General features: G+C 67.4%; 26 protein-coding genes. 18 read left to right on the forward strand and 8 right to left on the reverse strand.

Annotated elements, in window-relative coordinates:
• Positions 1–114: 114 nt before the first annotated feature.
• The 4 genes from BST15_RS07145 (at position 115) to mnmA (ending at position 4,113) form a co-directional block, all read left to right on the forward strand.
• Positions 115–981: a GNAT family N-acetyltransferase gene (locus tag BST15_RS07145; RefSeq protein ID WP_046187741.1), complete on the forward strand. Its 867-nt coding sequence runs from the start codon at positions 115–117 to the stop codon at positions 979–981.
• Positions 978–1,796: a lysophospholipid acyltransferase family protein gene (locus tag BST15_RS07150; RefSeq protein ID WP_083070881.1), complete on the forward strand. Its 819-nt coding sequence runs from the start codon at positions 978–980 to the stop codon at positions 1,794–1,796. Before BST15_RS07145 ends, BST15_RS07150 begins: the two co-directional genes overlap by 4 nt.
• A gap of 62 nt (positions 1,797–1,858) precedes the next feature.
• Complete coding sequence (locus BST15_RS07155; RefSeq protein ID WP_046187742.1) at positions 1,859–3,043, forward strand: cysteine desulfurase family protein; 1,185 nt, start codon at positions 1,859–1,861, stop codon at positions 3,041–3,043.
• Positions 3,040–4,113, forward strand: coding sequence for a tRNA 2-thiouridine(34) synthase MnmA (gene mnmA / locus BST15_RS07160; RefSeq protein ID WP_046187743.1), 1,074 nt, complete (start codon positions 3,040–3,042; stop codon positions 4,111–4,113). The genes BST15_RS07155 and mnmA overlap by 4 nt, the downstream gene beginning before the upstream one ends.
• A 10-nt stretch (positions 4,114–4,123) precedes the next feature.
• Here mnmA and BST15_RS07165 read toward each other — a convergent pair whose 3' ends face one another.
• Positions 4,124–4,957: an SDR family oxidoreductase gene (locus BST15_RS07165; RefSeq protein ID WP_234708179.1), complete on the reverse strand. Its 834-nt coding sequence runs from the start codon at positions 4,955–4,957 to the stop codon at positions 4,124–4,126.
• Entirely contained in the window at positions 4,944–7,868 is a 2,925-nt protein-coding gene (locus BST15_RS07170) for a DUF3500 domain-containing protein (protein ID WP_052751346.1), read from the reverse strand. The genes BST15_RS07165 and BST15_RS07170 overlap by 14 nt, the downstream gene beginning before the upstream one ends.
• Positions 7,869–8,040: 172 nt before the next feature.
• Between BST15_RS07170 and BST15_RS07175 the strand changes: the two genes are divergently transcribed.
• Both BST15_RS07175 and BST15_RS07180 read left to right on the forward strand, forming a co-directional pair.
• Positions 8,041–8,685: a TetR/AcrR family transcriptional regulator gene (locus BST15_RS07175; protein ID WP_131701166.1), complete on the forward strand. Its 645-nt coding sequence runs from the start codon at positions 8,041–8,043 to the stop codon at positions 8,683–8,685.
• A 25-nt stretch (positions 8,686–8,710) separates the two neighbouring features.
• The gene (locus tag BST15_RS07180; RefSeq protein WP_046187744.1) at positions 8,711–9,076 is read left to right on the forward strand and encodes a DUF4345 family protein; all 366 of its coding nucleotides are present in this window, start codon (positions 8,711–8,713) and stop codon (positions 9,074–9,076) included.
• A 5-nt stretch (positions 9,077–9,081) separates the two neighbouring features.
• Here BST15_RS07180 and BST15_RS07185 read toward each other — a convergent pair whose 3' ends face one another.
• Positions 9,082–9,711, reverse strand: coding sequence for a sensor domain-containing protein (locus tag BST15_RS07185; protein WP_046187745.1), 630 nt, complete (start codon positions 9,709–9,711; stop codon positions 9,082–9,084).
• Positions 9,712–9,767: 56 nt separating this feature from the next.
• On the opposite strand from BST15_RS07185, the gene BST15_RS07190 reads away from it, so the two are divergent.
• Entirely contained in the window at positions 9,768–10,781 is a 1,014-nt protein-coding gene (locus BST15_RS07190; protein WP_046187746.1) for a uroporphyrinogen decarboxylase/cobalamine-independent methonine synthase family protein, read from the forward strand.
• A 25-nt stretch (positions 10,782–10,806) separates the two neighbouring features.
• Here the strand turns inward: BST15_RS07190 and BST15_RS07195 are convergent, their stop codons facing one another.
• The gene (locus BST15_RS07195; RefSeq protein WP_046187747.1) at positions 10,807–11,202 is read right to left on the reverse strand and encodes an MmcQ/YjbR family DNA-binding protein; all 396 of its coding nucleotides are present in this window, start codon (positions 11,200–11,202) and stop codon (positions 10,807–10,809) included.
• Between the two features lie 33 nt (positions 11,203–11,235).
• Here BST15_RS07195 and ligA point away from each other — a divergent pair, with 33 nt between their 5' ends.
• Positions 11,236–13,326: an NAD-dependent DNA ligase LigA gene (gene ligA / locus BST15_RS07200; RefSeq protein ID WP_046187748.1), complete on the forward strand. Its 2,091-nt coding sequence runs from the start codon at positions 11,236–11,238 to the stop codon at positions 13,324–13,326.
• Positions 13,327–13,333: 7 nt separating this feature from the next.
• Here the strand turns inward: ligA and BST15_RS07205 are convergent, their stop codons facing one another.
• Complete coding sequence (locus BST15_RS07205) at positions 13,334–13,999, reverse strand: ACT domain-containing protein (protein ID WP_046187749.1); 666 nt, start codon at positions 13,997–13,999, stop codon at positions 13,334–13,336.
• Between the two features lie 102 nt (positions 14,000–14,101).
• Here BST15_RS07205 and gatC point away from each other — a divergent pair, with 102 nt between their 5' ends.
• The 4 genes from gatC (at position 14,102) to BST15_RS07225 (ending at position 17,450) form a co-directional block, all read left to right on the forward strand.
• Positions 14,102–14,401: an Asp-tRNA(Asn)/Glu-tRNA(Gln) amidotransferase subunit GatC gene (gatC, locus tag BST15_RS07210; protein ID WP_046187750.1), complete on the forward strand. Its 300-nt coding sequence runs from the start codon at positions 14,102–14,104 to the stop codon at positions 14,399–14,401.
• Positions 14,398–15,879, forward strand: a complete 1,482-nt coding sequence (gatA, locus tag BST15_RS07215) for an Asp-tRNA(Asn)/Glu-tRNA(Gln) amidotransferase subunit GatA (protein ID WP_046187751.1) — start codon at positions 14,398–14,400, stop codon at positions 15,877–15,879. The genes gatC and gatA overlap by 4 nt, the downstream gene beginning before the upstream one ends.
• 100 nt (positions 15,880–15,979) lie before the next feature.
• Entirely contained in the window at positions 15,980–17,011 is a 1,032-nt protein-coding gene (locus tag BST15_RS07220; protein WP_046187752.1) for an ATP-dependent 6-phosphofructokinase, read from the forward strand.
• A 100-nt stretch (positions 17,012–17,111) separates the two neighbouring features.
• A complete protein-coding gene (locus BST15_RS07225) occupies positions 17,112–17,450 on the forward strand; it encodes a hypothetical protein (protein ID WP_234708178.1) in 339 nt (112 codons plus the stop codon).
• A gap of 18 nt (positions 17,451–17,468) precedes the next feature.
• Here the strand turns inward: BST15_RS07225 and BST15_RS07230 are convergent, their stop codons facing one another.
• Positions 17,469–17,855 (reverse strand): DUF2237 family protein, encoded by a 387-nt coding sequence (locus tag BST15_RS07230; RefSeq protein ID WP_046187754.1) that lies wholly within the window; start codon positions 17,853–17,855, stop codon positions 17,469–17,471.
• 36 nt (positions 17,856–17,891) lie between these two features.
• On the opposite strand from BST15_RS07230, the gene tenA reads away from it, so the two are divergent.
• The 3 genes from tenA to BST15_RS07245 all read left to right on the forward strand — a co-directional run bounded on the left by tenA (position 17,892) and on the right by BST15_RS07245 (position 21,449).
• Positions 17,892–18,560, forward strand: a complete 669-nt coding sequence (gene tenA / locus BST15_RS07235) for a thiaminase II (protein WP_046187755.1) — start codon at positions 17,892–17,894, stop codon at positions 18,558–18,560.
• A gap of 38 nt (positions 18,561–18,598) precedes the next feature.
• The gene (gene gatB, locus BST15_RS07240) at positions 18,599–20,101 is read left to right on the forward strand and encodes an Asp-tRNA(Asn)/Glu-tRNA(Gln) amidotransferase subunit GatB (RefSeq protein ID WP_046187756.1); all 1,503 of its coding nucleotides are present in this window, start codon (positions 18,599–18,601) and stop codon (positions 20,099–20,101) included.
• Between the two features lie 373 nt (positions 20,102–20,474).
• The gene (locus tag BST15_RS07245) at positions 20,475–21,449 is read left to right on the forward strand and encodes an IS481 family transposase (protein ID WP_046187757.1); all 975 of its coding nucleotides are present in this window, start codon (positions 20,475–20,477) and stop codon (positions 21,447–21,449) included.
• A gap of 13 nt (positions 21,450–21,462) precedes the next feature.
• Here the strand turns inward: BST15_RS07245 and BST15_RS07250 are convergent, their stop codons facing one another.
• On the reverse strand, positions 21,463–22,584 hold the full coding sequence (locus tag BST15_RS07250) for a PQQ-dependent sugar dehydrogenase (protein ID WP_046187758.1): 1,122 nt from the start codon (positions 22,582–22,584) through the stop codon (positions 21,463–21,465).
• A 133-nt stretch (positions 22,585–22,717) separates the two neighbouring features.
• Between BST15_RS07250 and BST15_RS07255 the strand changes: the two genes are divergently transcribed.
• Positions 22,718–23,533 carry a DoxX family protein gene (locus BST15_RS07255; RefSeq protein ID WP_046187759.1) on the forward strand — a complete coding sequence of 272 codons (816 nt, stop codon included), beginning with the start codon at positions 22,718–22,720 and terminating at the stop codon, positions 23,531–23,533.
• A 27-nt stretch (positions 23,534–23,560) separates the two neighbouring features.
• Here BST15_RS07255 and BST15_RS07260 read toward each other — a convergent pair whose 3' ends face one another.
• Positions 23,561–23,899: a PH domain-containing protein gene (locus BST15_RS07260; protein WP_046187801.1), complete on the reverse strand. Its 339-nt coding sequence runs from the start codon at positions 23,897–23,899 to the stop codon at positions 23,561–23,563.
• Positions 23,900–24,054: 155 nt separating this feature from the next.
• On the opposite strand from BST15_RS07260, the gene BST15_RS07265 reads away from it, so the two are divergent.
• Positions 24,055–24,705 carry a TetR/AcrR family transcriptional regulator gene (locus tag BST15_RS07265; protein WP_052751350.1) on the forward strand — a complete coding sequence of 217 codons (651 nt, stop codon included), beginning with the start codon at positions 24,055–24,057 and terminating at the stop codon, positions 24,703–24,705.
• On the forward strand, positions 24,702–25,556 hold the full coding sequence (locus BST15_RS07270) for a metal-dependent hydrolase (protein ID WP_046187761.1): 855 nt from the start codon (positions 24,702–24,704) through the stop codon (positions 25,554–25,556). The genes BST15_RS07265 and BST15_RS07270 overlap by 4 nt, the downstream gene beginning before the upstream one ends.
• The last annotated feature ends 5 nt before the right edge of the window (positions 25,557–25,561 follow it).

The following is a 25,561-nucleotide window of genomic DNA, read 5'->3' on the forward strand; positions in this document are numbered from 1 at the left end:
CCCTGAATGCAATCTCAGCGTCAATTGCGGCAGCACAAGTCGTCACCAAGCGTGCACCGACAAGTCATGCGGTGCTTGCCTGGTCGCTGCTTGGCTACGCGACCGTGTCTGAGTGTGAGCACTGGTTCTGTTCTCATCGCCCCTGAGCCCGCCACCGACTCTCCCGCCACGTCCGGGACCGACAATCCGCGCTATTCGCTACTGCTGTCCACTGACCCGGCCACGATCGAGGCCGCGCAGCGGCTGCGGTACGAGGTGTTCAGCACCGAGCCGGGCTTCTGCCTGAGTGACACCGACGAGCATCCCGGCCGGGACGCCGACCGATTCGACGAGTACTGCGACCACCTGATGGTGCGTGACGAGGTCAGCGGTGACCTGGTCGGTTGCTACCGCATGCTGCCGCCGACCGGCGCGATCGCTGCCGGAGGTCTATACAGTGCAAGCGAATTCGATGTCACCGCGCTGGATCCGCTGCGACCGTCCCTGGTCGAGATGGGACGTGCCGTGGTGCGCCCCGGTCACCGCAACGGCGCCGTGGTGCTGTTGATGTGGGCGGGGATCCTGGCCTATCTGGATCGCTACCAGTACGACTACATCACCGGTTGTGTGTCGGTGCCGGTACGCGGCGAGGGTGCTCCGGGCAGCCAGATTCGCGGGGTCCGTGACTTCGTACGGCGGCGCCACGCCTCTCCGCACCGCGTCACCCCCTATCGGCAGGTGGTGGTCGACGGCAAGAGCCTCGATGAGATCGCGCCCCCGGCTCGCCCCAGCATGCCGCCGCTGCTGCGCGGCTACCTTCGGCTGGGCGCACGGGTCTGCGGTGACCCGGCCCACGACCCGGACTTCGGGGTGGGGGACTTTCCGGCCCTGCTGCGCCGCAGCGAGGCCGACACCCGCTACCTGCGGCGGCTGCGTTCGGTCTCCGCGGCATCGGCAGTGGCGGGGGATGGGCAGGCTGCCGACCCCACGGTGCCGGCGTGAGCCCCGGCGCGGTCAGCGCCTGGACACCTCAGTCGGTCTGTACGCCCAGCTGTGTGCGCGGCGGTGGCGACCGGCCGTTCCCGGGTGTGGTGGCGCTGCGGGCGGCGCTGGTGATCCTGGTGGCGCCGCTGCTGCCGCTGCTGGCGGTACCGATCCCGGGCCGTGTGCGCCTCCAGCGTGGTTGTTGCCTGCTGGTGTTGCGGGTTTTCGGGGTGCGGGTGACGACGACCGGCGGGCCGGTCCGCAATCTGCGCGGCATGTTGGTGGTCAGCGCGCACGTGTCGTGGCTGGACGTGTTCGTGATCGGCGCGATATCGCCGGGAACGTTTGTGGCGCGCGCCGACCTCATCAGCTGGCCCGGTATCGGAACACTGGCCCGGCTGATGCGCATCGTTCCTATCGAGCGCGACAGCCTGCGCGGGCTGCCGGTGGTGGTGCAGACCGTGGCGGATCGGTTGCGGGCCGGCCGCACCGTCGTGGCGTTCCCGGAGGGCACCACCTGGTGTGGCCGGGCCCACGGGCGGTTCTATCCGGCGATGTTCCAGGCCGCCGTCGATGCCGCCCGGCCAGTGCAGCCCCTGCAGCTGAGCTACCACCACCACGACGGGGCTGTGTCGACCGTGCCGGCCTTCGTCGGCGACGACACCCTGGTCGCCTCGATGCGCCGACTGATCACTGCGCGACGCACGGTCGCGCACGTTCACGTCGCGGCCCTGCAGCTGCCCGGAAACGACCGGCGTGAGCTGGCCGCCCGCTGCCAGGCGGCGGCGGGATCGCGGGTGCGGCGGCGCCGGCGGGCGCGCGTCGCCTGTTGAGCTGCGCGGCTGCCCGCCGCTGCGCCGGGGTGTCGGCGGCTTCCCGGTATCCTGGGCAGGTCATGGTCTATCTGGATCACGCCGCCACCACCCCGATGCACCCGCAAGCCATCGAGGCGATGGCGGCTGTGCTGGGCACGGTGGGAAACGCGTCCTCGCTGCATGCGGCCGGCCGCGCCGCCCGCCGCCGGATGGAGGAGTCCCGGGAGTCCATCGCAGCACAGCTCGGTACGCGCCCCTCGGAAGTGGTGTTCACCGCGGGCGGTACCGACGGCGACAACGTGGCAGTCAAGGGCATCTACTGGGCGCGCCGCGATGCCGATGCGCGGCGCCGCCGGATCATCACCACCGAGGTCGAGCACCATGCGGTGCTGGATTCGGTGGGCTGGCTTGCCGACCACGAGGGCGCCGAGATCACCTGGCTACCCACCGACGCGCAGGGGTCGGTCTCGCCGGACGCGTTGCGGGCGGAGTTAGACGGCGGCCGAGCCGAGGATGTCGCCCTGGTGACGGCGATGTGGGCCAACAACGAAGTCGGCACGGTGTTGCCGGTCACCGAACTGGCCGCTATCGCTGCTGAATTCGGGGTGCCGATGCACTCCGACGCCGTCCAGGCCGTCGGGCAGCTGCCGGTCGACTTCGGGGCCAGCGGACTGTCGGCGTTGAGCCTGACCGCCCACAAGTTCGGCGGGCCCTGCGGCACCGGGGCACTGCTGATTCGTCGCGATGTGTCCTGCGTTCCGCTGACACACGGTGGGGGCCAGGAACGCGACATCCGTTCGGGCACACCCGACGTCGCCGGTGCGGTCGGGATGGCCGCAGCGCTGGATCTTGCTGTGGGTTCGTTGGCGGAAACCTCCGGGCGGGTCGCGGCGCTGCGGGACCGGCTCATCGAGGGCGTGCTGACCAGCATCGACGACGCCCGCATCAACGGATCGCGAACTCACCGGCTGCCGGGCAATGCGCACTTCACCTTTTCCGGCTGCGAGGGTGATTCCCTGCTGATGTTGTTGGACGCCAACGGTATTGAGTGCTCCACCGGATCGGCCTGCACCGCCGGTGTGCCGCAACCCTCACACGTGCTCACCGCGATGGGTGCTGACCCGGTGGCCGCCCGCGGCTCACTGCGGCTGTCGCTGGGCCATACCAGCGTGGACAGCGACGTGGACGCGGTGCTGTCGGTACTTCCCGGCGCGGTGGACCGGGCTCGGCACGCAATGCTGGCCGCGGCGGGGGTATCGCGATGAAGGTGGTCGCCGCGATGAGCGGCGGAGTGGACTCCTCGGTGGCGGCGGCCCGCATGGTCGATGCCGGGCACGACGTGGTCGGCGTGCATCTGGCCCTGTCACGCAACCCGGGCACTCTGCGGACCGGATCGCGGGGCTGTTGCTCGCGAGAGGACTCCGACGACGCCCGCCGCGTTGCCGATGTACTGGGCATCCCGTTCTACGTGTGGGACTTCTCCGAGCAGTTCAAGGACGAGGTGATCGACGACTTCGTCGAGTCCTACGCCCGCGGCGAGACCCCCAATCCCTGTATGCGGTGCAACGAGAAGATCAAGTTCTCCGCGCTGGCCGCACGAGCCCTCGCACTCGGCTTCGACATGGTGGCCACCGGTCATTACGCGCGGCTCGCCGACGGTCGACTGCGCCGCGCGGTGGACGCCGACAAGGATCAGTCCTACGTGCTCGCGGTGCTCTCGGCCCAACAGCTCCGTCACGCCGCGTTTCCGATCGGGGACACGCCCAAGCCGCAGATCCGCGCCGAAGCCGCCGAACGCGGCCTGGCGGTGGCGAGCAAGCCCGACAGTCACGACATCTGCTTCATCCCGACGGGCGACACCCGCACCTTCCTCGGTGGCCACATCGGAGTGCGGCCCGGCGCCGTGGTCGACACCGGGGGCTCGGTGTTGGCGCAGCATGACGGGGTGCACGGTTTCACCATCGGCCAACGCAAGGGCCTGGGTATCGCCGGCCCCGGCCCGGACGGTCAGCCGCGCTATGTCACCGGTATCGATGCCGCGACCGGCACCGTCACCGTCGGGTCGGCCACCGACTTGAACGTGATCGAGCTGATCGGGCGGGCACCGGTGTTCACCTCTGGGCAGCCGTGGCGCGGCCCAGTCGAGTGCGAGGTGCAGGTGCGCGCTCACGGTGAGGCTGTCGGCGCGGTCGCCGAACTGGTGGATGACATGTTGCGGGTTCAGCTGCGTGAGCCGTTGCGGGGCGTGGCCCGTGGGCAGACCCTGGCCTGCTACCGCCCGGACGCGGACGGCGACGAGGTGATCGCCAGCGCGACCATCGGAGACACGGCCTAGCCGACCGGCCTCACAGAAGTCCCGGAAAGCTGCCGCCGTCAAGGCGCAGGCTGACTCCGGAGATATAGCCGGCGTGCGCGCTGCACAGAAACGCGCACGCGGCACCCACTTCGGCGGGCCGTCCAAGGCGACCGGCGGCGATCGACGCCGCTTGGCGTTGCCGGGCAGCGTCCACACTGATCCCCAGCGCTGCGGCTTCCAGGGCGGCCAGCTGCTGCTGGCGCCCGGAGTCGATACGCTCCGGCAGCAGTTGGTTGATCGTCACGTTGTCGGCAACCGTCAGGCGTTGCAGGCCCTTCATCACCGCAGTCAGACCCGTGCGGGCACCCGAGGAAGCGGCCATCAGCGGGTTGGGACTGGCCACCATCGCCGAGGTGATGTTGACGACGCGACCGAAACGCCGATCGCGCATGCCGCCGATCACGGCCCGAACGAGAGCGATCGGGGCAAAGAAGTGTCCCTCGAGGGCAAGGCTGAATGCCGCGTCGTCGGTGTCGAGCAGCGAGCCCGGTTGCGGCCCTGCGTTGTTGGTCACCAGGATGTCTGGTTGGGGGCATGCGCCGAGCAGCTCAGCGCGACCCGACGAAGTGCTCAGGTCCGCGGTCACCGCGCGGACGGCGATGTCGGGATGGGCGGCGGACAGCTTGGCCGAAGTGGCGTCCAGCGATGCCTGGTCGCGGCCGTTGATCACGACGTTGACCCCTTCGGCGGCAAGGGCTTCGGCGCAGGCGCGGCCCAGCCCTTTACTGGACGCGCAGACTACCGCCCAGCGGCCGGCGATACCTAGGTCCATGAGAGTGGCCTTCCGGTGTTGTGCGGCATGGTCGACGTCACTGCGGTCCATCGAGCGACTGGGGGCTGCCGGTGCGGCGGCGGACCAGCTCGGCGCCGTAGTCGTTGCCGTTGGGGGTACGCACCACGGTGTGGATATGGAAGCGCTCGGGCTCGCTGTTACTCAAGAACACGCCCGCGTGATGATCGAACTCGATCAGGATGACCGGGCTTTGGATCCGGTAATAGAACGGGGAGCTGTCGTCGGTGCCGCCGATCCAGCAGAACCAGGTCTGGTCGAGGTGTTCGCGGACGCTGTTCAGCCGGGCGTTCCGCGGCCCGTCGGGCTGATACCGCAAGAACACCTCGACCAGCTCCAGCGTGGCTTCGCGCAGGTGGTCCGGGCAGTCAGCCAGGTTCAGCCCTTCATAGGGGATCTCGCGATTGTCCTGGAACATGCCGGCCAGATGAAGCTCGTCAGCGGGGTGCACCCGGCCCGCAGGCATCGCCGGATCACGCTTGGCGTGGTAAAGAATCGCCTGATCGGCAAGTTCGGCGGGTAGCGCTCGAATCAGGTCCAGCCCGCCCTGCTGGTGTTCGGTGAACAGCACGGTACCGGCGTGGACGCCGGTGTCGATCTCATTGGGTTCGGCGCCGAGGAAGATCGGAGTGAACACCTGCTGGTCACCGATGAACAGGCAGTTGAGGCACAGATGGTGGCCGTAGAGGTTCCAGCCCCATGGTTCGTCGGCCGACGGGGTGCCGAAGATGTTGATGTTGTAGCTGTTCTCGTTGAGCAGCCGGGGAAGCCGGACCAGCTCGCCGAGAAAGCCGTTGGTGGCCATGATGTTACGGATCAGCTCGTAGCCCTGTGCGCTGACGCTGGACCGGATCAACGCGTGCGCGCGAGCCCGGATGGCGTCATCGTGCTCTTCGAGGCGTAGCCCGAACCGGTTCAGGTAGAACTCCGGATTCATCCACGCCCGCCACACCTTGCTGTTCAACGGGTGTACCAGCCGTTGGCGGTCGGTCTCGGAAACGGCCTCGATCAATGCGTTGGCGGCGGTGAGGGCCTCGCCGGTGGGTGCGCCCTCGTGACCGCCCAACGGGTAGAGGCCGTCGCGGCGGGTGCCGTCGGTGGTGATGCCGTGGAAAGTGCCGGACTCGAACAGCTGCTTCCACCATTTGAGGGCATCGCCGAGCAGCGGGGCATGACACATGGCATCGGTGTAGCCGGCGGCGTCGTAGTGGTCGAGGCCGGCCAGCCGGGGGTGATTGGGCGGGTAGAGATGCCGACGGAAGCCCTCCGGGGGCGGAGCGCACGGCGTCGATTCGTCAGCCGCGGGACCGTCGAGCAGCCGATGGATGGCCGGTTCGAAGCCTGCCAGCTCCGCGGGCTGGTGGGCGACGGCGAGGATGTGTCCGTCGGGGCGAATCAGCAGCGCCGTCACGTCGGTGAGTTCGACCGCCTTGATCCAGTCGGCGACGTCGGGTGCGTCGCGGTCCAGGCGCACGACGGTAACCGGATATCGGGGGTTGATCGCCGGTGCTGTGGCCGAGTCGAGCAGCAGCACGGTGAAGGCCGCGCTCTCTACCAGATCGAGGACCGCCGTCCGGCTTCCGCCCGCGTCGAGCCAGCCGTGCGGCAATCGCCGCCCGGTGATGGCGCGGGGCTGGAAATCGGTGACGTCGGTGATGCCGGGCTCGTCCGGATCGTAGGAGAAGCCCAGTTGCAGTGCCACCGAGTCGAAGTGAGGGCGTTGACGCTCAATGACTTCCGCGATGACTTCTGCGTTTGCCGGATCGGCTGTGAAGGCCGCGGCGGCACTGTCGTCTTGGGCGACCGGGTTGAAGATGTCGAGTGCCCGGATCGCTCCGAGATTGGTCAGGCTCTGGTCGGCGTTGCGTCGCGCCACCTGCTGCCGTTCGGCCTGGTAGGTATTGAGCAGCGACGACGGTGCCCAGCCGCCCAGGACGGCGGAGAGCTTCCACGCCAGATTGTGGGCGTCCTGGAGCCCGGTGTTGAGGCCCAGGCCTCCGGTAGGCGGGAATCGATGTGCCGCGTCACCGGCCAGAAAGATGTTCCCTATCCGATAGTTCTGCGCCACTTCGGCGTTGAGGGTCCAGGGGGTGCACGCGATGACCTCGACGGCGATGTGCTCGGCGCCGGGACCCAGGGCCGCCCGGATATGCCCGAGGGCCAGCTCCGGGGTGAAGCCGGACATGTCGACCCGTCCTGGGGGCAATGCCACGTTATAGGTCCACAGCCCTGCGGGTTGGTAGGCCAGCAGGGTGCCCTTCAAGGACGGGGCCAGGACCCAGTTCAGCACTCCGGGGCGGGTGCGCACCACCTCGGTCAGGTCAGCCGCGAAGGTCATTGACACCGCGGATGCGATATCGGCAACCCCCGACATCGGCACACCCAGCGCGGCGCGCACCGTGCTGCCGGCGCCGTCGCAGGCCACCAGAAAGGGTGAAGTGACGCGATAGAGTCCGCCCGGTCCGTGCACGGTGCTGGTGACCTGGCCGTCGCTCTGCTGGGCCGAGACCCACTCGTGGCCACGGCGCAGATCGATCAGCGGCTCGGCCGCAGCACGATCGAACAGCACGGATTCCAGTTCAGGCTGTGGGATGTTCAGTGTCCCCGTTGCGGCGAGCGTGCCGATGTCGTCCCCTTGCCGTTCGTAGCGCAACGACCCGAAACACACCCCGCTCAAGGTGGTGACAAATCGGACCTCGCTGGTCAACTCCGCGGGCGCGGAGATAGCGCGCAGCGCATCGACATCCACGGAGAGCTCGCGCAGGATCTCGATGGTGCGGGGGTTGACCGCGTGCGCGCGGGGCAGCGTGCGGGGCTGTTCGTCCCGCTCGAGTACCACGGTCGCGACCCCGCGCCGTGCCAGCAGCAGCGCGAGGGTCACCCCGACGATCCCGCCGCCGGCCACGACGACCGGCACGCGTTCCTGAACATCTGTGGCAGCCATCTGACGTCCTTTCGCTATGGCGACGACTCCACCGTAGCTACTGTTGAGATGTATCTCAATAGCTATTGACGATCATCTCAACAAAGGTGACGGAACCCCCGGTGCGGGCAGGCGTTGTTGGTAGCCTTCACATCGGGGTGATCCTGGTTTTCACCTCAGGGAAGGAGTGGCTGTGCCCAGCTCTGCTGGCGACGCGCGGAAGCGGGCCCGCCTCACTCCCGATCAACGTCGTGATCACCTGATCCGAACCGCGATTGCCATGTTCGCCGAAGAAGGCGTGGCAGCTACCTCGATCCTGCGGCTCACGCAGGCGGCCGGGGTCTCCAACGGCATTTTCTACCACTATTTTTCCAACAAGCAGGAGCTCGAGGACGCGGTGGCCCTGGTGGTGCTGGGCGACCATGTGGCGCGCCTGGCCGAGGTGCAGCGGAGCGGAAGTTATTCGGCCCGTATTGCCATAGGCGCGGTCGGGACCATGAGGGCGATCGCGGCCAACCGGGAGCTCGGCGCGATCATGACGCAATACCTGGAACAGCATCACGACGCGGCACGGCGCTCGTCGGTCCAGATCGACGATGACGTCCGTGCCGGTGTCGAGGCCGGTGAGTTCGACATCAACGGCCCGCGTCAGCTGGTGGTCGACATCCTGGTAGCGACTCTCGCGGTCGGCGCCCGGGCGGTCCTGGCTGGGGCGGAACCCGATGACACCGGCGAGGAGGTCGCGGCGGCCCATCTGCGTGTGCTCGGTGTTTCCCGCCGGCGTGCCGACGGCATCGCGGCACGAGCACGCGCCATGTCCGGGTTGTCGCACGGCTGACCGCGGTACGTGTCACTGTGGGGGTATGGCGACTGCTGCGATAACGGTTATGGCCTTGCTGTTCCTTGCTATGGGCCTGTTTGGTTTGGCCGCACCGACGGCTTTGGTTGCCCCGTTCGGCATCGTGCTGGGCGGAGCCGAAGGCAGAGGCGAAGTGCGTGCCGTATACGGCGGGTTCGGCGTTGCGATCGCGGTACTGTTGGCGCTGGCCGCGTTCGGCGTCCCAGGGCTGCGTCCCGGAGCAGTTGTCGCTGTCGCGGCCAGCCTTCTGGGGATGGCTTTCGGCCGGCTGGTAGCCAGGTTGTTTGAGCGACCCTCTGGGTTCTACCCGGCGTGGTTCTACTTCTGGGTTGAGGTCGCCGGCGGGGCGGTACTGCTTGCCGCGGCGTGACTGTGTCACCCGGGTACATTGGCCGCCAAGTTGGTGAGAACCAGGTCGCTGTCTGAGGGCGAGAAGCCACAGTAGGTGACCTCCAAGAGAACCACCGACTTGAGCTGGTAGGCCCGGCCGCAGGCGCCGGCGCTGGTGTGCAGAGATTGTTCGTCGCCGGCCCACTCGCCGACCAAACCCGGCCCGGCCGCGGTGTCGGCGCACCCGGCGACGGCGGCCAGCAGTGCGTCGAAGGCATGGTGGGAGGCGTCGGCGTCGGGGTAGACGGCGGCCCCCTCGGAGATCATGGCGGCCTGGGGTGGGTACTGGTAGGTGGTCTTGTGGAAATGCGTTGTAGCCGAACCGAACACCTCCGTATCGGCGAAGATGAAGTGGCACGGTGGGGGGACGGTGGCGGCCAGGTCATCGATGTCTGTCGGCGAGCCTGAATCCATGGTGGGGATGATGCTCAGCTGTTCGTCAGCGCCGAGGATGGCCCGCATCCGCGCTGTGCCGAGCATGATCCGGCCCAGCTGCACGCCCCCGTCGGACGTGGGCGGTGCCGCCAGGGGCAGGGCCGTTCCGCCGACCACGCGGCTGCAGCTCGCCACCGCCGCAATCACCGCCCAGATCGGAACCAGCCGCCACTTTCTCACCACCGAAGGCTAGCCCCGCCGTCCTCAGAGCAACGCCACTTCAATACGGTTGTCCGGTGAGTGCTTTCGCCACCGGGACTGGACTGGGATCGTGGCCGGGCACCTCGGCGCGCGCGGCGGCCGAGGTGGTGGTCGGTGAGTTGGGTGGGAGCCTGGCTCATCTGGTCGAGTTGCCGGGTCGTGGCGTGGGCGCAGACATGATCGGCCGGGCCGGCGCACTGCTGGTCGACATCGCCGTCGACACCGCCCCGCGTGGGTATCGGTTGGTGGCGCGCCCCGGTGCGGTGAGTCGCCGCGCGGCGAGCCTGCTCGGCGAGGACGTCGACGCCTTGGAAGAAGCGTGGGAGGTCGCTGGGCTACGAGGGAGCTCGCACCCGGTCAAGGTCCAGGCGGCCGGGCCGCTGACTCTGGCTGCGCAGGTGGAACTGGCCAACGGCCACCGGGCGATCACCGATCCGGGAGCGGTGCGGGACCTGGCCGCGTCACTGGCCGAAGGGCTCAAGACGCACCGGGCCGACCTGTCTCGCCGACTGGACGCTCCCGTGGTGGTGCAGCTCGATGAACCGTCGCTGACCGCCGCGGTGACCGGCCGCTTAGCCGGTGTGACCGCATTGAGCCCGGTGGCCCCCATTGACGAGGCGGTGGCCACCGCGCTGCTCGACACCTGCGTGGAGGCGATCGGTGGCGAGGTCTTGGTGCACAGCTGCGCATCGGATCTGCCGTGGAACGTGTTGCAGCGCAGTACGATCACTGCACTGGCTTTGGACTGCACCGCGTTGGACTCCGCCGACTATGACCAGATCGGTGCATTCGTCGATTCTGGCCGCACCGTGGTCATGGGGCTGGTTCCCGCCCTGGCCCCGGCGCGGGTCCCCGCCGTGGAAGAGCTCGCGGCCTCGGTGGCGGCGATCACCGACCGGATCGGATTCGCCCGCTCGATATTGGCCGAGCGGGTGGGAATCAGCCCGGTCTGCGGCATGGCCGGTGCAAGCGCGGCATGGGCGCGCACCGCATCGGGGCTGGTGCGCAAGGTAGGGGAGGCGCTGGTCGAGGACCCCGGCGCGATTTAGCGGCACCGAAGGCCGCCGGTCGGGATCAGGGTCCGTCCAGGCTCCGAATCAATCGCTGCGGCGCGATCAGCCGAAACGAGGCATCGATCAACTCGTGCACCTCATCCCAATCCACCTCAGCTGCATCGAAATCCATTCCCAGCCAACCGGACGGACCCAGATACATCGGTGAGAAGAACCTCCGATCCTGCTCCAGTGCCCGTCGCTCGGATTCGTCGACCTTGACCAGCAGTGCATGGGGATAGCGCACCATCGTGCCGGTGGCCTTGCTGGCGCCGCCATAGACGGCGAACATCTTGGGGGCACAGAACACCGGGCGACCGTGCGAGATCTTCTCGAACGCCTCGGGAAAGCCCAGCGCGACTCTGCGCAGCTCCGCCAGACCGGGATCGCCGTCGCGGAACATGACTGGGTGCGCCATGCCGCCAGCGTAGCGAGCAGATAGCCTGCGGAGGTGAGTCCTGAGGCCGACAGCGTGCCCCCCGACCTCCGGCGGCAGTGGCACGACCTGGCTGACGAGGTGCGCGAACACCAGTTCCGCTACTACGTCAAAGACGCGCCGATCATCACCGACGGCGAGTTCGACGAGCTGTTCAACCGGCTGCTCGCCCTGGAGGAGGCCCATCCGGAGCTGCGCACCCCCGACTCGCCGACTCAGCTGGTGGGAGGCGCCGGGTTCACCACGGAGTTCGCCCCCGCTGAGCATCTTGAGCGCATGCTCTCGTTGGAAGACGTGTTCTCACCCGAGGAGCTGATGGCGTGGGCGGGCCGTGTCGCGGGTGAGATCGGCGGCGACACCAGTTACCTGTGTGAACTCAAGGTCGACGGGGTGGCGCTGGGGCTGGTGTACCGCGACGGCCGGTTGAGCGGTGGGGCCACCCGTGGCGACGGCCGGGTGGGCGAAGACGTGACCCTCAATGCGCGAACCATCGTCGACATTCCCGAATACCTCACCGCCAGCGCTGAATTCCCGGTCCCTGCCGTGCTGGAGGTACGCGGCGAGGTCTACTTCCGGCTGGAAGACTTCGAAGCTCTCAATGCAGGGCTGGTGGCCGAAGGAAAGCCGCCGTTCGCCAACCCCCGCAACAGTGCCGCCGGATCGCTGCGGCAGAAGAACCCGGCGATCACCGCCCGGCGCAACCTGCGCATGGTCTGCCACGGACTCGGCTACGCAGAGGGATTCAACCCGGAGACCCTGCACGACGCGTACACCGCGATGAAGGCCTGGGGGCTGCCGGTCTCTTCGCACACCGCGCGTGTCGAGGGGGTGGCCGCGGTCGCCGAGCGCATCACCTACTGGGGCGAACACCGCCACGCCGTCGAACACGAGATCGACGGGGTCGTGGTCAAGGTCGACGACCGGGCCCTGCAGCGCCGACTCGGCGCCACCTCCCGGGTCCCGCGCTGGGCGGTGGCCTACAAGTACCCGCCCGAAGAGGCACAGACCACCCTGCTCGATATCCGGGTCAGTGTCGGGCGGACCGGTCGGGTGACTCCCTTCGCTCACATGACCCCGGTCAAGGTCGCCGGCTCCACGGTGTCGCTGGCCACCTTGCACAACGCCTCGGAAGTCAAGCGCAAAGGTGTGCTGATCGGGGACACCGTGGTGATCCGCAAGGCCGGGGACGTCATTCCCGAGGTGCTCGGCCCGGTGGTCGACCTGCGCGACGGCAGTGAGCGTGAGTTCGTCATGCCGACCCACTGCCCAGAATGCGGAACCGCGTTGGCGCCGGCGAAGGAGGCCGACGTAGACATCCGCTGTCCCAACTCCCAGTCCTGCCCGGCGCAGCTGCGAGAGCGGGTGTTCCACGTTGCCGGCCGCGGTGCCTTCGATATCGAATCGCTGGGTTACGAGGCGGCGATCGCTCTGTTGAGTGCGGGAGTCATCGCCGACGAGGGAGATCTGTTCACCCTCACCGAAGAGGACCTGCTGCGCACGGACCTGTTCACCACCAAGGACGGCGCCCTGTCGAAGAACGGTCGCCAGCTGCTGGCCAACCTCGACAAGGCCAAGACGCAACCCCTGTGGCGGGTGTTGGTGGCCTTGTCCATCCGCCACGTGGGTCCGACCGCGGCGCGGGCCCTGGCCACCGAATTCGGCAGCCTGGACGCCATCACGGCGGCCACCACCGAGCAGCTGGCCGCAGTCGAAGGCGTAGGGCCCACCATCGCAGCGGCGGTCACCGAATGGTTCGACGTCGACTGGCACCGCGCGATCGTCGACAAGTGGCGGGCCGCGGGCGTGCGGATGGCCGATGAGCGAGACGAGAGCATCCGGCGCACCCTCGAGGGGCTCAGCATTGTGGTGACCGGTTCGCTGAACGGCTTCTCACGCGATGAGGCCAAGGAGGCGATCATCGCGCGCGGTGGCCGGGCGGCCGGTTCGGTGTCGAAGAAGACCGCCTACGTGGTGGCCGGTGACGCGCCAGGGTCGAAGTATGACAAGGCCGTCGAACTCGGGGTCCCCGTGCTGGACGAAGAAGGCTTCGTCACGCTCCTGTCCGAGGGGCCGGCAGACACCGTCGACCAGGAGCCGCAGGGTTAGCGCCCGATCAGCGCAGCAACGTCGCCACGATCCCCGCCAGATAACCCAGCCGAACCACTTCGGCGGGCAAGAAATCCGGTCCTCCGGTACGACCGAGCACGATCGCGGTGCGCGGGTTACCCAGCGGCGCCGCGGCCAACGCGACATCCATGTCCCGCCACACGGCAGGCACCCATGTGGCGGTGTTGTCCAGGGCGGTGGGGCGCTCGATCGGCAACCACGGCACCGCTTCGACCTGAGTCTCCGGGGTGCCTGGGCTGCCGGCGAGCCGACGGAATCCTCCCTCGGAGCCCTCGGCGCGCAGCACCACACACCAGCTGACCCGCAGCACACGGGGAGCCTCATTGGCGAGTTTCGCCAGTTTGGCGCTGCGGTCCCCGGCCGCCGCGACATGATCGATCAGCTCGAGTTCACGGTGCGCATCCAGCAATCCGGTGTGCGGACGAATGCTGTGCACCCGAACTCCGGGCAACCGCTCGGCGGCGGTGATGAGCACATCGGGCATCGACCCCTGCGGCAACTCGACCACCAGATCGTCGATGGCCGAACCGGTGCCGCGGTCGACGACATCCAGCGACAAGATGTCGGCCCCCACCGAGCCCAGGCCCACGGCGAGGGAGCCGAGGCTGCCGGGGCGGTCGTCGAGTTCGACGCGCAGCAGATAGGAAGGCATGCGCAACTTTCCCACAGTGCCAGGCCGCGCCGCCGAAAGTGAGGCCGGTCTCACGCTCGCCGCCGCACGGGGCCTCAGCGGCGCCGACTAGGCTTTGCACCCGTGTCCCAGATCTCTCGTGACGACGTAGCGCACCTGGCCCGGTTGGCCCGGCTGGCGCTGACCGACGCCGAGTTGGACGGCTTCGCCGGCCAGCTCGATGCGATTCTGACTCATGTCAGCACCATTGCGGCTGTCGACGTCACCGGCGTCGAGGCCACCGACAATCCCCTCAAGGACGTCAACGTCACCCGGCCCGACGAGATCGTCGCCGGGCTTACCCAGGCTCAGGCGCTGGCCGCCGCGCCGCGCACCGCCGAGAACCGCTTTGCGGTCCCGCAGATTCTGGGGGAGGGCCAGTGAGCGAGTTGATCCGCCTCGACGCGGCCACCCTGGCGGCCAAGATCGCCGCCCGCGAGGTTTCCTCGGTCGAGGTCACCCGCGCTCACCTGGACCAGATCGCCGCCACCGATGAGCGCTACGGGGCATTTCTGCACGTCGCCGCAGATACGGCGCTGGGGGCAGCCGAAGCCGCGGACAAGGCCATTGCCGCGGGCGAGGCCCCTTCGGCGCTGGCCGGTGTCCCATTGGCTCTCAAGGATGTCTTCACCACCGTCGACTCGCCCACCACCTGCGGATCGAAGATCCTCGAAGGCTGGCAGGCCCCCTACGACGCGACGGTCACCGCTCGGCTGCGTGCGGCAGGCATCCCGATTCTGGGCAAGACCAACATGGACGAGTTCGCCATGGGCTCGTCCACCGAGAACTCTGCCTTCGGCCCGACGCGCAACCCGTGGGACGTGGAGCGGGTGCCCGGAGGGTCCGGTGGCGGTAGTGCCGCGGCGCTGGCGGCGTTCCAGGCCCCACTGGCCATCGGCACCGACACCGGCGGCTCGATCCGGCAACCGGCTGCGCTGACGGCAACCGTTGGCGTCAAGCCCACCTACGGCACCGTGAGTCGCTACGGGTTGGTGGCGTGCGCGTCCTCACTGGATCAGGGCGGGCCCTGCGCGCGCACGGTGCTCGACACTGCGCTGCTGCACCAGGTGATCGCCGGACACGACCCGCGCGACTCCACCTCGGTGGACGCGCTGGTGCCCGACGTCGTCGGCGCTGCGCGTGCCGGCGCAACCGGTGACCTGTCGGGTGTACGGATCGGGGTGGTGCGCCAGCTGCACAGCGGCGAGGGCTACCAGCCGGGGGTGCTGGCGTCATTCAATGCCGCCGTCGACCAGCTCAAGGCGTTGGGTGCACAGGTCTCCGAAGTGGACTGCCCGCACTTCGACTACTCGCTGTCGGCGTATTACCTCATTCTGCCCTCGGAGGTCTCGTCCAACCTGGCGCGCTTCGACGCGATGCGTTTCGGGCTGCGTGTCGGCGACGACGGGACCCGCAGTGCCGAGGAGGTGATGGCGCTGACGAGGGCGGCAGGATTCGGGCCTGAGGTCAAACGCCGGATCATGCTGGGCACCTATGCGCTGTCCGCGGGTTACTACGACGCCTACTACAACCAGGCGCAAAAAGTGCGTACCCTGATCGCCCGCGACCTCGATGAGGCGTATCAATCCGTCGATGTGCTGATCTCCCCGACGACTCCCACGACGGCGTTCCGATTGGGGGAGAAGGTCGATGACCCCCTCGCGATGTACCTGTTCGACCTGTGCACCCTGCCGCTGAATCTGGCCGGGCACTGCGGTATGTCGGTGCCGTCCGGCTTGTCCGGCGACGATGGGCTCCCGGTCGGCCTCCAGATCATGGCCCCCGCCTTGGCCGACGACAGGTTGTACCGAGTGGGTGCGGCGTACGAGGCGGCCCGCGGGGCGCTACCCGCCGCGATCTGAGCTGGTCTGACCCCCGCGCCCGCGGCGGGCGAGGGAAAAGTTCGAGTGGAGCTCGCCACTAACCGCTGTCTCGGAGTGATCGACCCGGCAAGATGGTCCCATGCGGATCGGAGTGCTCACAGGCGGCGGTGACTGCCCCGGATTGAATGCGGTGATCAGGGCGGTGGTACGCACCTGCGACTCACGCTACGGCTCGACGGTGGTGGGTTTCCAGGACGGCTGGCGCGGCCTGCTGGAGAACCGTCGCATCCAGTTGGCCAACGACGACCGCAATGATCGGCTGCTGGGCAAAGGCGGCACCGTGCTGGGCACCGCGCGGGTGAACCCCGACAAGCTGCGCGCCGGCCTGGATCAGGTGAAGCAGACCCTCGATGACAACGGCATCGACGTGCTCATTCCGATCGGCGGCGAGGGCACTTTGACTGCGGCGCACTGGTTGTCGCAGGAGAACGTTCCGGTGGTCGGGGTGCCCAAGACCATCGACAACGACATCGATTGCACCGACGTCACTTTCGGTCACGACACCGCGCTGCAGGTTGCCACCGATGCCATCGACCGGCTGCACTCCACCGCCGAATCGCACCAGCGGGTGATGCTGGTCGAGGTGATGGGACGCCACGCCGGATGGATCGCGCTCAACGCCGGCCTGGCCACCGGCGCGCACATGACGCTGATCCCCGAGCAGCCCTTCGACGTCGAAGAGGTCTGCCGACTGGTCAAGCAGCGCTTCCAGCACGGCTCGTCGCACTTCATCTGTGTTGTCGCCGAAGGAGCCAAGCCCGCTGCCGGGTCCATGGAGCTGCGCTCCGGCGGCGTCGACGAGTTCGGCCACGAGCGGTTCACCGGTGTGGCCGCCCAACTGGCCGTCGAAATCGAGAAGCGCGTCAAGAAAGAAGTCCGCACCACCGTGCTGGGACATGTGCAGCGCGGTGGCACGCCAACCGCCTACGACCGGGTCCTGGCAACCCGATTCGGCGTCAACGCCGCTGACGCCGCCCACGCAGGCGAGTACGGCATGATGGTGTCGCTGCGCGGCCAGGAGATCGGCAGGGTGGCGTTGGCCGACGCGGTCCGCCAGCTCAAGGTGGTGCCGCAGAGCCGCTACGACGACGCGGCGGCATTCTTCGGCTAGTTCGCGTGTGGCGTGACAACGCTGCGAAATGGCCGCACAATGGTGAGGTTGTGATTTCTGATGCCTGATGGTCGAAGGCTGGGGGTGGAGTATGGGAAAGATGGCGTTGTCCGCCGTGGTGCTGTGCGGACTGCCGATGGGACTGGTGCTCGCCGCGCCGGCTTTCGCCAGTGGCGACCAGATCGGCGATTACGTCACCGATCACGGCAATGATGTCTGCGCATTCATCAACGACCAGCCGAGTTTGGCCGGCGTCAAGCACGCGGTGAGTCACATCCTGGCGACCAGCGGCCTGCCGGAGGACCAGACGGGGCGGCTATTGGCCAGTTCGGTGATCGCCGACTGCCCCGAAGATGGCCCGCTGGTGCAGGAATTCGTCTTGTACGAAAGGCTCCGGCAGCAGAACGGCCCGGGTGTCGGCGTCACGCTCGGACCCTGACCGCAGGGCCGCTGCCGGTCAGAGGTCGCTGGGGTCGTCTGGCACGTCCACGGCGTAATCGGCCAGCACCTCAAGGCTGACCACGTCGAGCGTGCGTTCACCGGTGGCGGCCAGCACCACCGGCGCGGCGCAGCCGTCGCGATGGGCGCGCAGCCAGTTCAGCGCGGTGACGCACCACCGATCTCCGGGCGTGAGGCCGGGGAATCGGTAGGCCGGCATCGGGGTGGACAGGTCATTGCCGATCGAGCGCTGGTGTTCTAAGAACTCGCTCGTGACGACAGCGCAAATCGTGTGCAGCCCAACGTCCTCGGGCCCTGACGAGCAACAGCCATCGCGATAGAAACCGGTGATCGGGTCGTTGCCGCACGGCTCCAGCGGGCCGCCCAGTACGTTGCGGTCGGGCATGGGGCCAGTCTAAGGCGATGTCGCCTACGGTGAGGTATGGCCGAGAAGAATCGTGAGCGGTTGTGGGAGCGCATCGACGGTATCTACCAGCAGATCTGCGAGCACCCGTTCATCACCGGCCTCACCGACGGGACGCTGGGCCGCAACCAGTTTCACCACTATCTGGTGCAGGACGCCCACTACCTGCGGGGGTACGCGCGGGCGCTGGAGGGATGCGCGACCAAGGCCCCGATCGCGTCGGAAAGGGCGATGTTCGCCGAGCACGCCGAGGTGGCGATCACCGCAGAGGCAGAACTGCATGCCGGGCTGCTCGCGGAGTTGGCGCCCGGCGTCGAGCCTGCCGCGGCGCAGCCGCTCACCCCGACAACACGCGCCTACGTCAGTTACCTGATGTCCGTCACGGCATCAGGCTCCTACTCCGAGGCCATCGCCGCGGTGCTCCCTTGCTACTGGATCTATGCCCGAGTCGGCGAGCACCTGCAGCGCCACGGTTCCCCGGAGCCGCTGTTTCAGCGCTGGATCGACACCTACGCCGGTGACGAGTACCAGGCGGTGGTCGAGGCCGTGCTGGCCGTCGTCGACCGGGTCGGCGCACTCGCGCCGGCCACGGAATGGGAGGCCATGCTCGGGCATCTGCACACCGCCGCACGTTATGAATGGATGTTCTTCGACGCCGCCTACCGGATGGAGGACTGGCCGGTGTGACCAAGCCGGGACAACGCAGTCACCTAGACTTTGCAGCTATGACCGCTGCTGTCGCCGAACTGCTTGACTACGACGACGTCCTCGCCCGCTTCGACCCGGTTCTGGGCCTGGAAGTGCACGTCGAGCTGTCCACGGCCACCAAGATGTTCTGCGGATGCTCGACGGCTTTCGGCGCCGAGCCCAACACCCAGGTGTGTCCGGTGTGTCTGGGCCTGCCCGGCTCGCTGCCGGTGCTCAATGCCACCGCCGTCGAATCGGCGATCCGGATCGGGCTCGCGCTCAACTGCGAGATCGCCTCCTGGTGCCGGTTTGCCCGGAAGAACTACTTCTACCCCGACCAGCCGAAGAACTACCAGATCTCCCAGTACGACGAGCCGATCGCCTTCAACGGCTACCTGGACGTGCCGCTGGAGGACGGCTCGGTGTGGCGGGTGGATATCGAACGCGCCCACATGGAAGAAGACACCGGCAAACTCACTCACCTCGGTGGTGAGAGCGGTCGGATCGGGGATGCCACCGAATCCCTGGTCGACTACAACCGGGCCGGTGTCCCGCTGATCGAGATCGTCACCAAACCGATCGTCGGCGCCGCTGAGCGCGCACCGCAGATCGCCCGGGCCTATGTGACCGCACTGCGGGATCTGCTGCGGGCGTTGGATGTTTCCGACGTTCGCATGGACCAAGGTTCCATGCGCTGCGACGCGAACGTATCGCTGAAGCCCACCGGTGCAGCCGAATTCGGAACCCGAACCGAGACCAAGAACGTCAACTCCCTCAAGAGCGTCGAAGTGGCGGTGAGCTATGAGATGCGACGCCAAGGCGCGGTGCTGACCAGCGGCGGCACGGTCGTCCAGGAGACCCGGCACTTCCATGAGGCCGGCTACACCAGCCCGGGGCGGGCCAAGGAGACCGCGGAGGACTACCGCTATTTCCCCGAACCCGATCTGGAGCCGGTGGCGCCGTCGGCCGAGCTGGTCGCCGAGCTGCGCAGCACCATCCCGGAACTACCGTGGCTGTCCCGCAAGAAGATTCAGGAGCAGTGGGGCGTCTCCGACGAGGTGATGCGTGACCTGGTCAACGCAGGCGCGGTCGAGTTGGTCGCGGCCACCGTGGCCGCCGGCGCCTCCAGCGAGGCGGCCCGGGCCTGGTGGGGAAACTTCCTGGTGCAGAAGGCCAACGAAGCCGGTATCGAACTGGACGCACTGGCTATCACTCCCCAGCAGGTCGCCGATGTCGTTGCGCTGGTGGACTCAGGTGAGCTGTCCAACAAGCTGGCCCGACAGGTGGTTGAGGGCGTGCTGGCCGGCGAGGGGGAGCCTGCCCAGGTGATGGCCGACCGGGGCTTGGTCGTGGTGCGCGACGACTCGGTGATCCAGGCCGCCATCGATGAGGCGTTGGCAGCCAACCCTGATGTGGCCGAAAAGATTCGGGGCGGAAAGGTGCAGGCTGCCGGAGCCATCGTGGGGGCGGTGATGAAGGCGACCAAAGGCCAGGCAGACGCCGCTCGGGTGCGTGAACTGGTTCTCGCCGCCTGCAGCTAGCCGCAGCCCCCGCGGTCGGAGGGCTACGGCAGCTGGCGGACTGGCTGGTGGCTCCGGTGGTCGAACATGAATCGCAGCCACCGAACATCGATCAGCATTGTCGGCATCCTTTTCCCTAGGTGGTCGGGTGGTCACCACTCGACCTGAGATCCAAGGTAAGCCGCATATTTAAGGCACTCGGGCGGAGTCAGTAATACTTCTGTGAGAACCGATGCCCCGACGGCCCCAACGGAAGTGGCCCCGCTCACAAGCGAAGGGCCGCCGCGCCTAGTTGTATCCGGCAGGGACGTTGTTGACGATTCTGCTGTGAGAAGGGAGGACCTCCGGGCTTAGTGGAGATGTCTGACGTCTCTACTCACACACGGAGGTCCTCGTGCCCCACGCTAATGCCCGGTTGACCGTTCATGGCCGACGACTGCTCGTTGATCGAGTCCTCATCGATGGCCGCAAGCCTGCGCATGTGGCTGCCGAACTCGGCGTGTCCCGCCAGTGCGCGTATCGCTGGGTGCGCCGATACCGCGAGGAGGGCCCCGCTGGCCTAGTGGATCGGTCGTCTCGACCTCGCCGCTGCCCGAACCGAACACCGGCACATGTCGAGGCCGCGATCGTGGCACTCCGGCTCAGCGAGCGGCGCGGCCAACAGTGGATCGGCGACGAGCTCGGGCTGTGCGCTCGGACTGTCTCGGCGGTTCTTCGACGCCATCAGCTGCCCTACCTGCGAGACTGCGATCCGCTGACCGGTGAGGTCATCCGCGCCTCCCAAGCCACTACCCGGCGCTACGAACGTTGCCGACCAGGCGAGCTGATTCACATGGACGTCAAAAAGATTGGTCGCATTCCTGACGGAGGCGGCTGGAAAGCACATGGCCGGCGGATGAGTAGGACATTTGCGCAGAAGAAGGCCCGAATCGGATTCGACTACGTCCATTCAGCCGTCGATGACCACTCGCGCTTGGCGTACTCAGAGATCCTCGACGATGAGAAGGGGCAAACCTGCGCACAGTTCCTCGCCCGTGCCGCCGAGTACTTCGCCGACCACGGCGTCACCACCATTGAGGCCGTCATCACCGACAATCACTTCAGCTACCGACACTCCCGCGAGGTCGCTGCCGTCATCGCTGCGATGGACGCCAAACATCTCTTCATCAAACCGCACTGCCCCTGGCAAAACGGAAAGGTGGAGCGCTACAACCGGACCTTGCAGACCGAGTGGGCCTACCGGCAAGTCTTCACCTCAAACGCCGACCGTTGCGCCGCCCTTGCCCCGTGGCTCGAGCACTACAACAATCAACGGCGCCACTCAGCCATCGGAAACCGACCTCCGATCAGCCGACTGTCACCAACCTGACTGCCGGATACACCTAGTCCTTGTCGTCGTTGGCGCGCGGGAATCCGCCGCCCGAGGGGAACAGGGGGAACACCACATCGTCGAGTTTCTCAGCGTCCCCGGCGGTTTTGTTCACCGTGGCGCCCCAGACATTGCCGTCCGGCGACATCTTGACCGCCCAGACGTGGCCATGGGTGTCTTGGCGCATGACCTCTGGCTCACTGGTGACCGACCCGGTGCCGGCCGCCAAGCGCACGGCCACCGTCTGCTTGGTGTTGACCAGGTTGACCAGCACGACGCCGTCCATCGCGGCGCAGCCCGCTACGCCGGGCTTGTCCGGCCACGTCCACACGGTCGAGACCCGGGAATCCTTGGTGATGCGCTGCAGGCGGTCGCCGCTGGGTGTGCGGTCTGTGACGTAGAGCGAACCGTCGACGTGGTCGATGCACATTCCGCCGCCGGAGCCCATCCCGCTCAGGGCGGTGGTCGGCGCTGCCTGGTCGATGGTCGTGGGTTGCTCGATGCGCAGTACTTTGCCGGCGGTGGACGCCGGATCCGCGGCCGCGGCCGGATTGCCCGCATCTCCGGTGAGCACCACCAGGGTGGTCGGACTGGTGAAGATCAGCGCACCGGTGTTGCCGATCGCGCCTTTGGGAATTCCGGTCAGGATGTCCTTCGGGACATCACCGTCGGCGATCCGGATCACCCGATTGTCGGTGGGGGTGCTGATGTAGGCGTACATCAGCCTGTCCTGCGTGTACGTGGGCGACAACACGATGTCCATCAGCCCGCCGTCGCCGGAGGGGTCGACGCCGATCACCGTCTTCACCTTGGGTTCGGCGGTCAGTGAGACTTCCTTGACGGCGCCGGTGGTCCGTTCGGCGACCAATGCCGATTTGCTGTCGCCGTGCATGATCAGGCCGCTGGTGCTCTCCAGGCAGCCCTGCATCACCCCGGGCGCCGGGCACTGTTTGGGGAACGGGTTGGCGGGCAGCGGTGGCGGTGGTGGGGGAGTCGTGGCCGGCGCCATACCGCGCCGCGGCACGGTGGTGAATGGTTGAGACTGGGCGTCATCGAAGTGCGCGCAGCCGGTCAGAGCCAGCAATGCCGCGCCCAAGACGACAGGCACCCGGTGAACCGCCCCGCGCATCCGCATGCCCGTCAGGTTACGGACACCGGGTGAGGTTGCGCCACGACGCCCACCGCACCGCCCCGCCAGCTGGGATTCGATTCGCTAACGAAGCCGTTCAAATCCCCAATACCGCGGGGGTTGCCCTTACTCTTGCAGGGTGACCAGTCATGGTGAGGGCTCACACTGGCGACGGCCGGGTGAGACTGCCGACGCAGGCAAAGGACGTCCCCAGTCGGCGCGTCTGGTAGATCCGGAGGACGACATGCCATCGCCGACCTACACCGGTGATTTCGAGACCGCCGCCATCCCGGCCTACGACCCCACCGGCGCCCGGGTTGCGGCAGGCGGCTACCACCCGCTGCCCTACGCAGAACCACAGGCCAGCCCGGGTCGCGTGGGAGTCTCCATCGGCCCGGACCCCGACATCGATGAGCCCTTCCGGGCAGTCGATCGGCGCGGAACCCAGGATCTGGGTCTGCTCGTGCTACGGATGGGCCTGGGTGTGCTGTTGGTGGCGCATGGGCTGCGCCAGCTGTTCGGCTGGTGGGGCGGCCAGGGCCTGAGCGGATTCAAGAGTTCGATCGCGGCTGCGGGCTACCAGCACGCCGACATCTTGACCTACGTGGCCGGCGGAGGTCAGATCGCAGCGGGTCTGCTGCTGGTGCTCGGACTGTTCACCCCGCTGGCGGCCGCCGGCGCGCTGGCCTATTTCATCAACGGGGTTCTCACCGGCGTCTCGTCGGACAACCAGGGTCGGCTCGGGCTTTTCCTGCCCGACGGGCATGAATTCCACGTTCTTCTCATCGTGGTCGCGGTGGCGATCGTGCTTGTCGGCCCCGGCCGTTATGGGCTCGACGGCGATCGTGGCTGGGCCCGGCGGCCATTCCTTGGATCCATCGCGGCACTGCTGCTCGGGATCGCCGGCGGCATCGCGATGTGGGTCTTCCTCAATGGGGCGAACCCGCTCGGCTAGATCCGGGCACGGCGGCACCCAGGCGGGTCAGCGGTAGGGGTTCGGTACCCGCCCGCCGCTCGCCTCGGTCAACAGCGGCAGCGTCGCGAAGCTCACCGCAGGCAGGCGCAGGACCTCGCCGTCGCGCAGGTGTGCCCGAGCCCAGGATCCCCGCGTGAAGCCCAAGCCGGCGATGGCGTCCCAGTCCACCGAGCGGCTGCCCAGGAGCGTCCGCACCGTGATCCGTTGGGGGTCGGCGACCGTTCGCCACCGCACGATGAGCGCGGAGGCCAACAGCGGCAATGCCAGCAGGGGAGCGGTCACGGGCCACGTCGTCACCGGGATCAGCAGGCCGAGAGTCAGGAAGCCCACCGCGAAATGGGCCATCGGCGAGATGCGGATCACCAGAGGCGCGGGTTCGGGTGATGGAGATGCCACCCCCGCATGATGTCACCGTCGGTGCAGGGGGAGTGGCCGGGAGGTTTCCATCACCGGTAACAATAAATATTGACTACTTATTTTTTATGGCGCATCATGAACGCGTGCCGCCCACCAAGCCCCGCCGTACCCAGGCGGAACGTACTGCCGAGACCCGGCATGCGTTGCTCGACGCGACACTTGACGCGCTGGTCGAGGTCGGGTTCAAGGGAACCACCACCACCGAGGTGGCCCGCCGCGCCGGTGTTTCGGTGGGCGCGCTGCAGGGGCATTTTCCGACCAAGGTCGGCCTGCTGACCGCCGCCATCGACTTCGCGCTGAACCGCCGCATCGAAGAGTTCGAGGTGCTGATGGCGGGACTGGACGCTTCCGCGGACAAACTGGACGAGGCGATCGATCTGTTGTGGTCGATGTATTCCGGCCCGACATTCACCGCATCGCAAGAGCTGTGGGTAGCGGCTCGCACCGACCCCGACCTGGCGCCCGCGGTGATCGAGACTGATCGGCAATTCTCCGAAGCCTGCGATCGGATCTACACCGAACTACTTGCTTCCACCGACACCGCACAGGCCGACGCCCCGGCGTCTCGGATCGGACCGCAGATGACCTTCGCCCTGATGAACGGCCTGGCGATGTCCCGGTCAATCGCCGGCTATGAGCCGCTGGCGGCCGAGGACATCCTCGACGCCTTCAAGACGCTGGTCCGGCCACTGGCTACCGGCTTGGCAGACCCACAACCCGAGAGAGAGTCATGACCGCCAACGAGAACAATCACCCGGTGGTAAAGGCGCGTCGCATCCGGTTCAACTACCCGGTGGCATCGCTGAATCGTCACTTCGTTCAAGGCGACCTGGTGATGAGTCACATGATCGCGCACCTGTCGGCGGTGTTCCCCGAGGGCGAGGACTTCTTCATTCGTTCGGTGCGTCGCTACGCCGACCAGATCACCGACCCTGACCTCAAAGACCAGGTCAAGGGATTCATTGGCCAGGAGGTCACCCACGGGCGCGAGCACCGAGCCCTCAATGAGCGCCTGCACGAGATGGGTTACCCGACCCGCAGGATCGACCGGCTGGTGAACCGCCGCCAGAAGGCCATCGAAGCACGGTTCTCCCCGCTGACGTGCCTGGCGATCACCGCCGCACTGGAGCATTTCACCGCTGTCTTCGCCGAGACCCTGCTCTCGGACGAGCGGGCCCAGGCCCTGCTCGGCACGACCGAAGTACGGTCCATGCTGTTGTGGCACGCCATCGAGGAATCCGAGCACCGCTCGGTGGCGTTCGATGTCTATCGGTCGGTCGGAGGCGATGAGGCCCGCCGGATCAAGGTGATGAAGGTGATCCGGTTCACCTTTCCCCTTGCCGTCGTGGCGAACACCATCATCTCGCTCTTCGCAGACCGGGCTGCCTACAACCCGGTGCGAACCGTCCGCAGCTTTGCGGCCCTGCGGCGATCGCCGTTTTTGACCCGCGCCGTCTTCAGCCGGCTGGCCGAGTACATGCGCCCGGGATTCCATCCCGACGACCAAGACAACACAGCGCTGCTGCAGCACTGGGAGGCCGAGCTGTTCGGCGAGCAGGGTTCCCTGGTCGACCACCTGAACTGAGGGCT

Source organism: Mycolicibacter arupensis, from assembly GCF_002086515.1.
GTDB classification, from domain to species: Bacteria; Actinomycetota; Actinomycetes; order Mycobacteriales; family Mycobacteriaceae; genus Mycobacterium; species Mycobacterium arupense.

What these genes read in the sequence shown, in the direction of transcription:
- BST15_RS07155 (WP_046187742.1), top strand. Translation starts at nt 1,859, where the DNA reads ATGGTCTATCTGGATCACGCCGCCACCACCCCGATGCACCCGCAAGCC.
- mnmA (WP_046187743.1), top strand. Translation starts at nt 3,040, where the DNA reads ATGAAGGTGGTCGCCGCGATGAGCGGCGGAGTGGACTCCTCGGTGGCG.
- BST15_RS07165 (WP_234708179.1), bottom strand. Translation starts at nt 4,957, where the DNA reads ATGGACCGCAGTGACGTCGACCATGCCGCACAACACCGGAAGGCCACT.
- BST15_RS07170 (WP_052751346.1), bottom strand. Translation starts at nt 7,868, where the DNA reads ATGGCTGCCACAGATGTTCAGGAACGCGTGCCGGTCGTCGTGGCCGGC.
- BST15_RS07180 (WP_046187744.1), top strand. Translation starts at nt 8,711, where the DNA reads ATGGCGACTGCTGCGATAACGGTTATGGCCTTGCTGTTCCTTGCTATG.
- BST15_RS07195 (WP_046187747.1), bottom strand. Translation starts at nt 11,202, where the DNA reads ATGGCGCACCCAGTCATGTTCCGCGACGGCGATCCCGGTCTGGCGGAG.
- BST15_RS07205 (WP_046187749.1), bottom strand. Translation starts at nt 13,999, where the DNA reads ATGCCTTCCTATCTGCTGCGCGTCGAACTCGACGACCGCCCCGGCAGC.
- BST15_RS07220 (WP_046187752.1), top strand. Translation starts at nt 15,980, where the DNA reads ATGCGGATCGGAGTGCTCACAGGCGGCGGTGACTGCCCCGGATTGAAT.
- BST15_RS07225 (WP_234708178.1), top strand. Translation starts at nt 17,112, where the DNA reads ATGGCGTTGTCCGCCGTGGTGCTGTGCGGACTGCCGATGGGACTGGTG.
- BST15_RS07230 (WP_046187754.1), bottom strand. Translation starts at nt 17,855, where the DNA reads ATGCCCGACCGCAACGTACTGGGCGGCCCGCTGGAGCCGTGCGGCAAC.
- tenA (WP_046187755.1), top strand. Translation starts at nt 17,892, where the DNA reads ATGGCCGAGAAGAATCGTGAGCGGTTGTGGGAGCGCATCGACGGTATC.
- gatB (WP_046187756.1), top strand. Translation starts at nt 18,599, where the DNA reads ATGACCGCTGCTGTCGCCGAACTGCTTGACTACGACGACGTCCTCGCC.
- BST15_RS07250 (WP_046187758.1), bottom strand. Translation starts at nt 22,584, where the DNA reads ATGCGGATGCGCGGGGCGGTTCACCGGGTGCCTGTCGTCTTGGGCGCG.
- BST15_RS07260 (WP_046187801.1), bottom strand. Translation starts at nt 23,899, where the DNA reads ATGGCCCATTTCGCGGTGGGCTTCCTGACTCTCGGCCTGCTGATCCCG.
- BST15_RS07270 (WP_046187761.1), top strand. Translation starts at nt 24,702, where the DNA reads ATGACCGCCAACGAGAACAATCACCCGGTGGTAAAGGCGCGTCGCATC.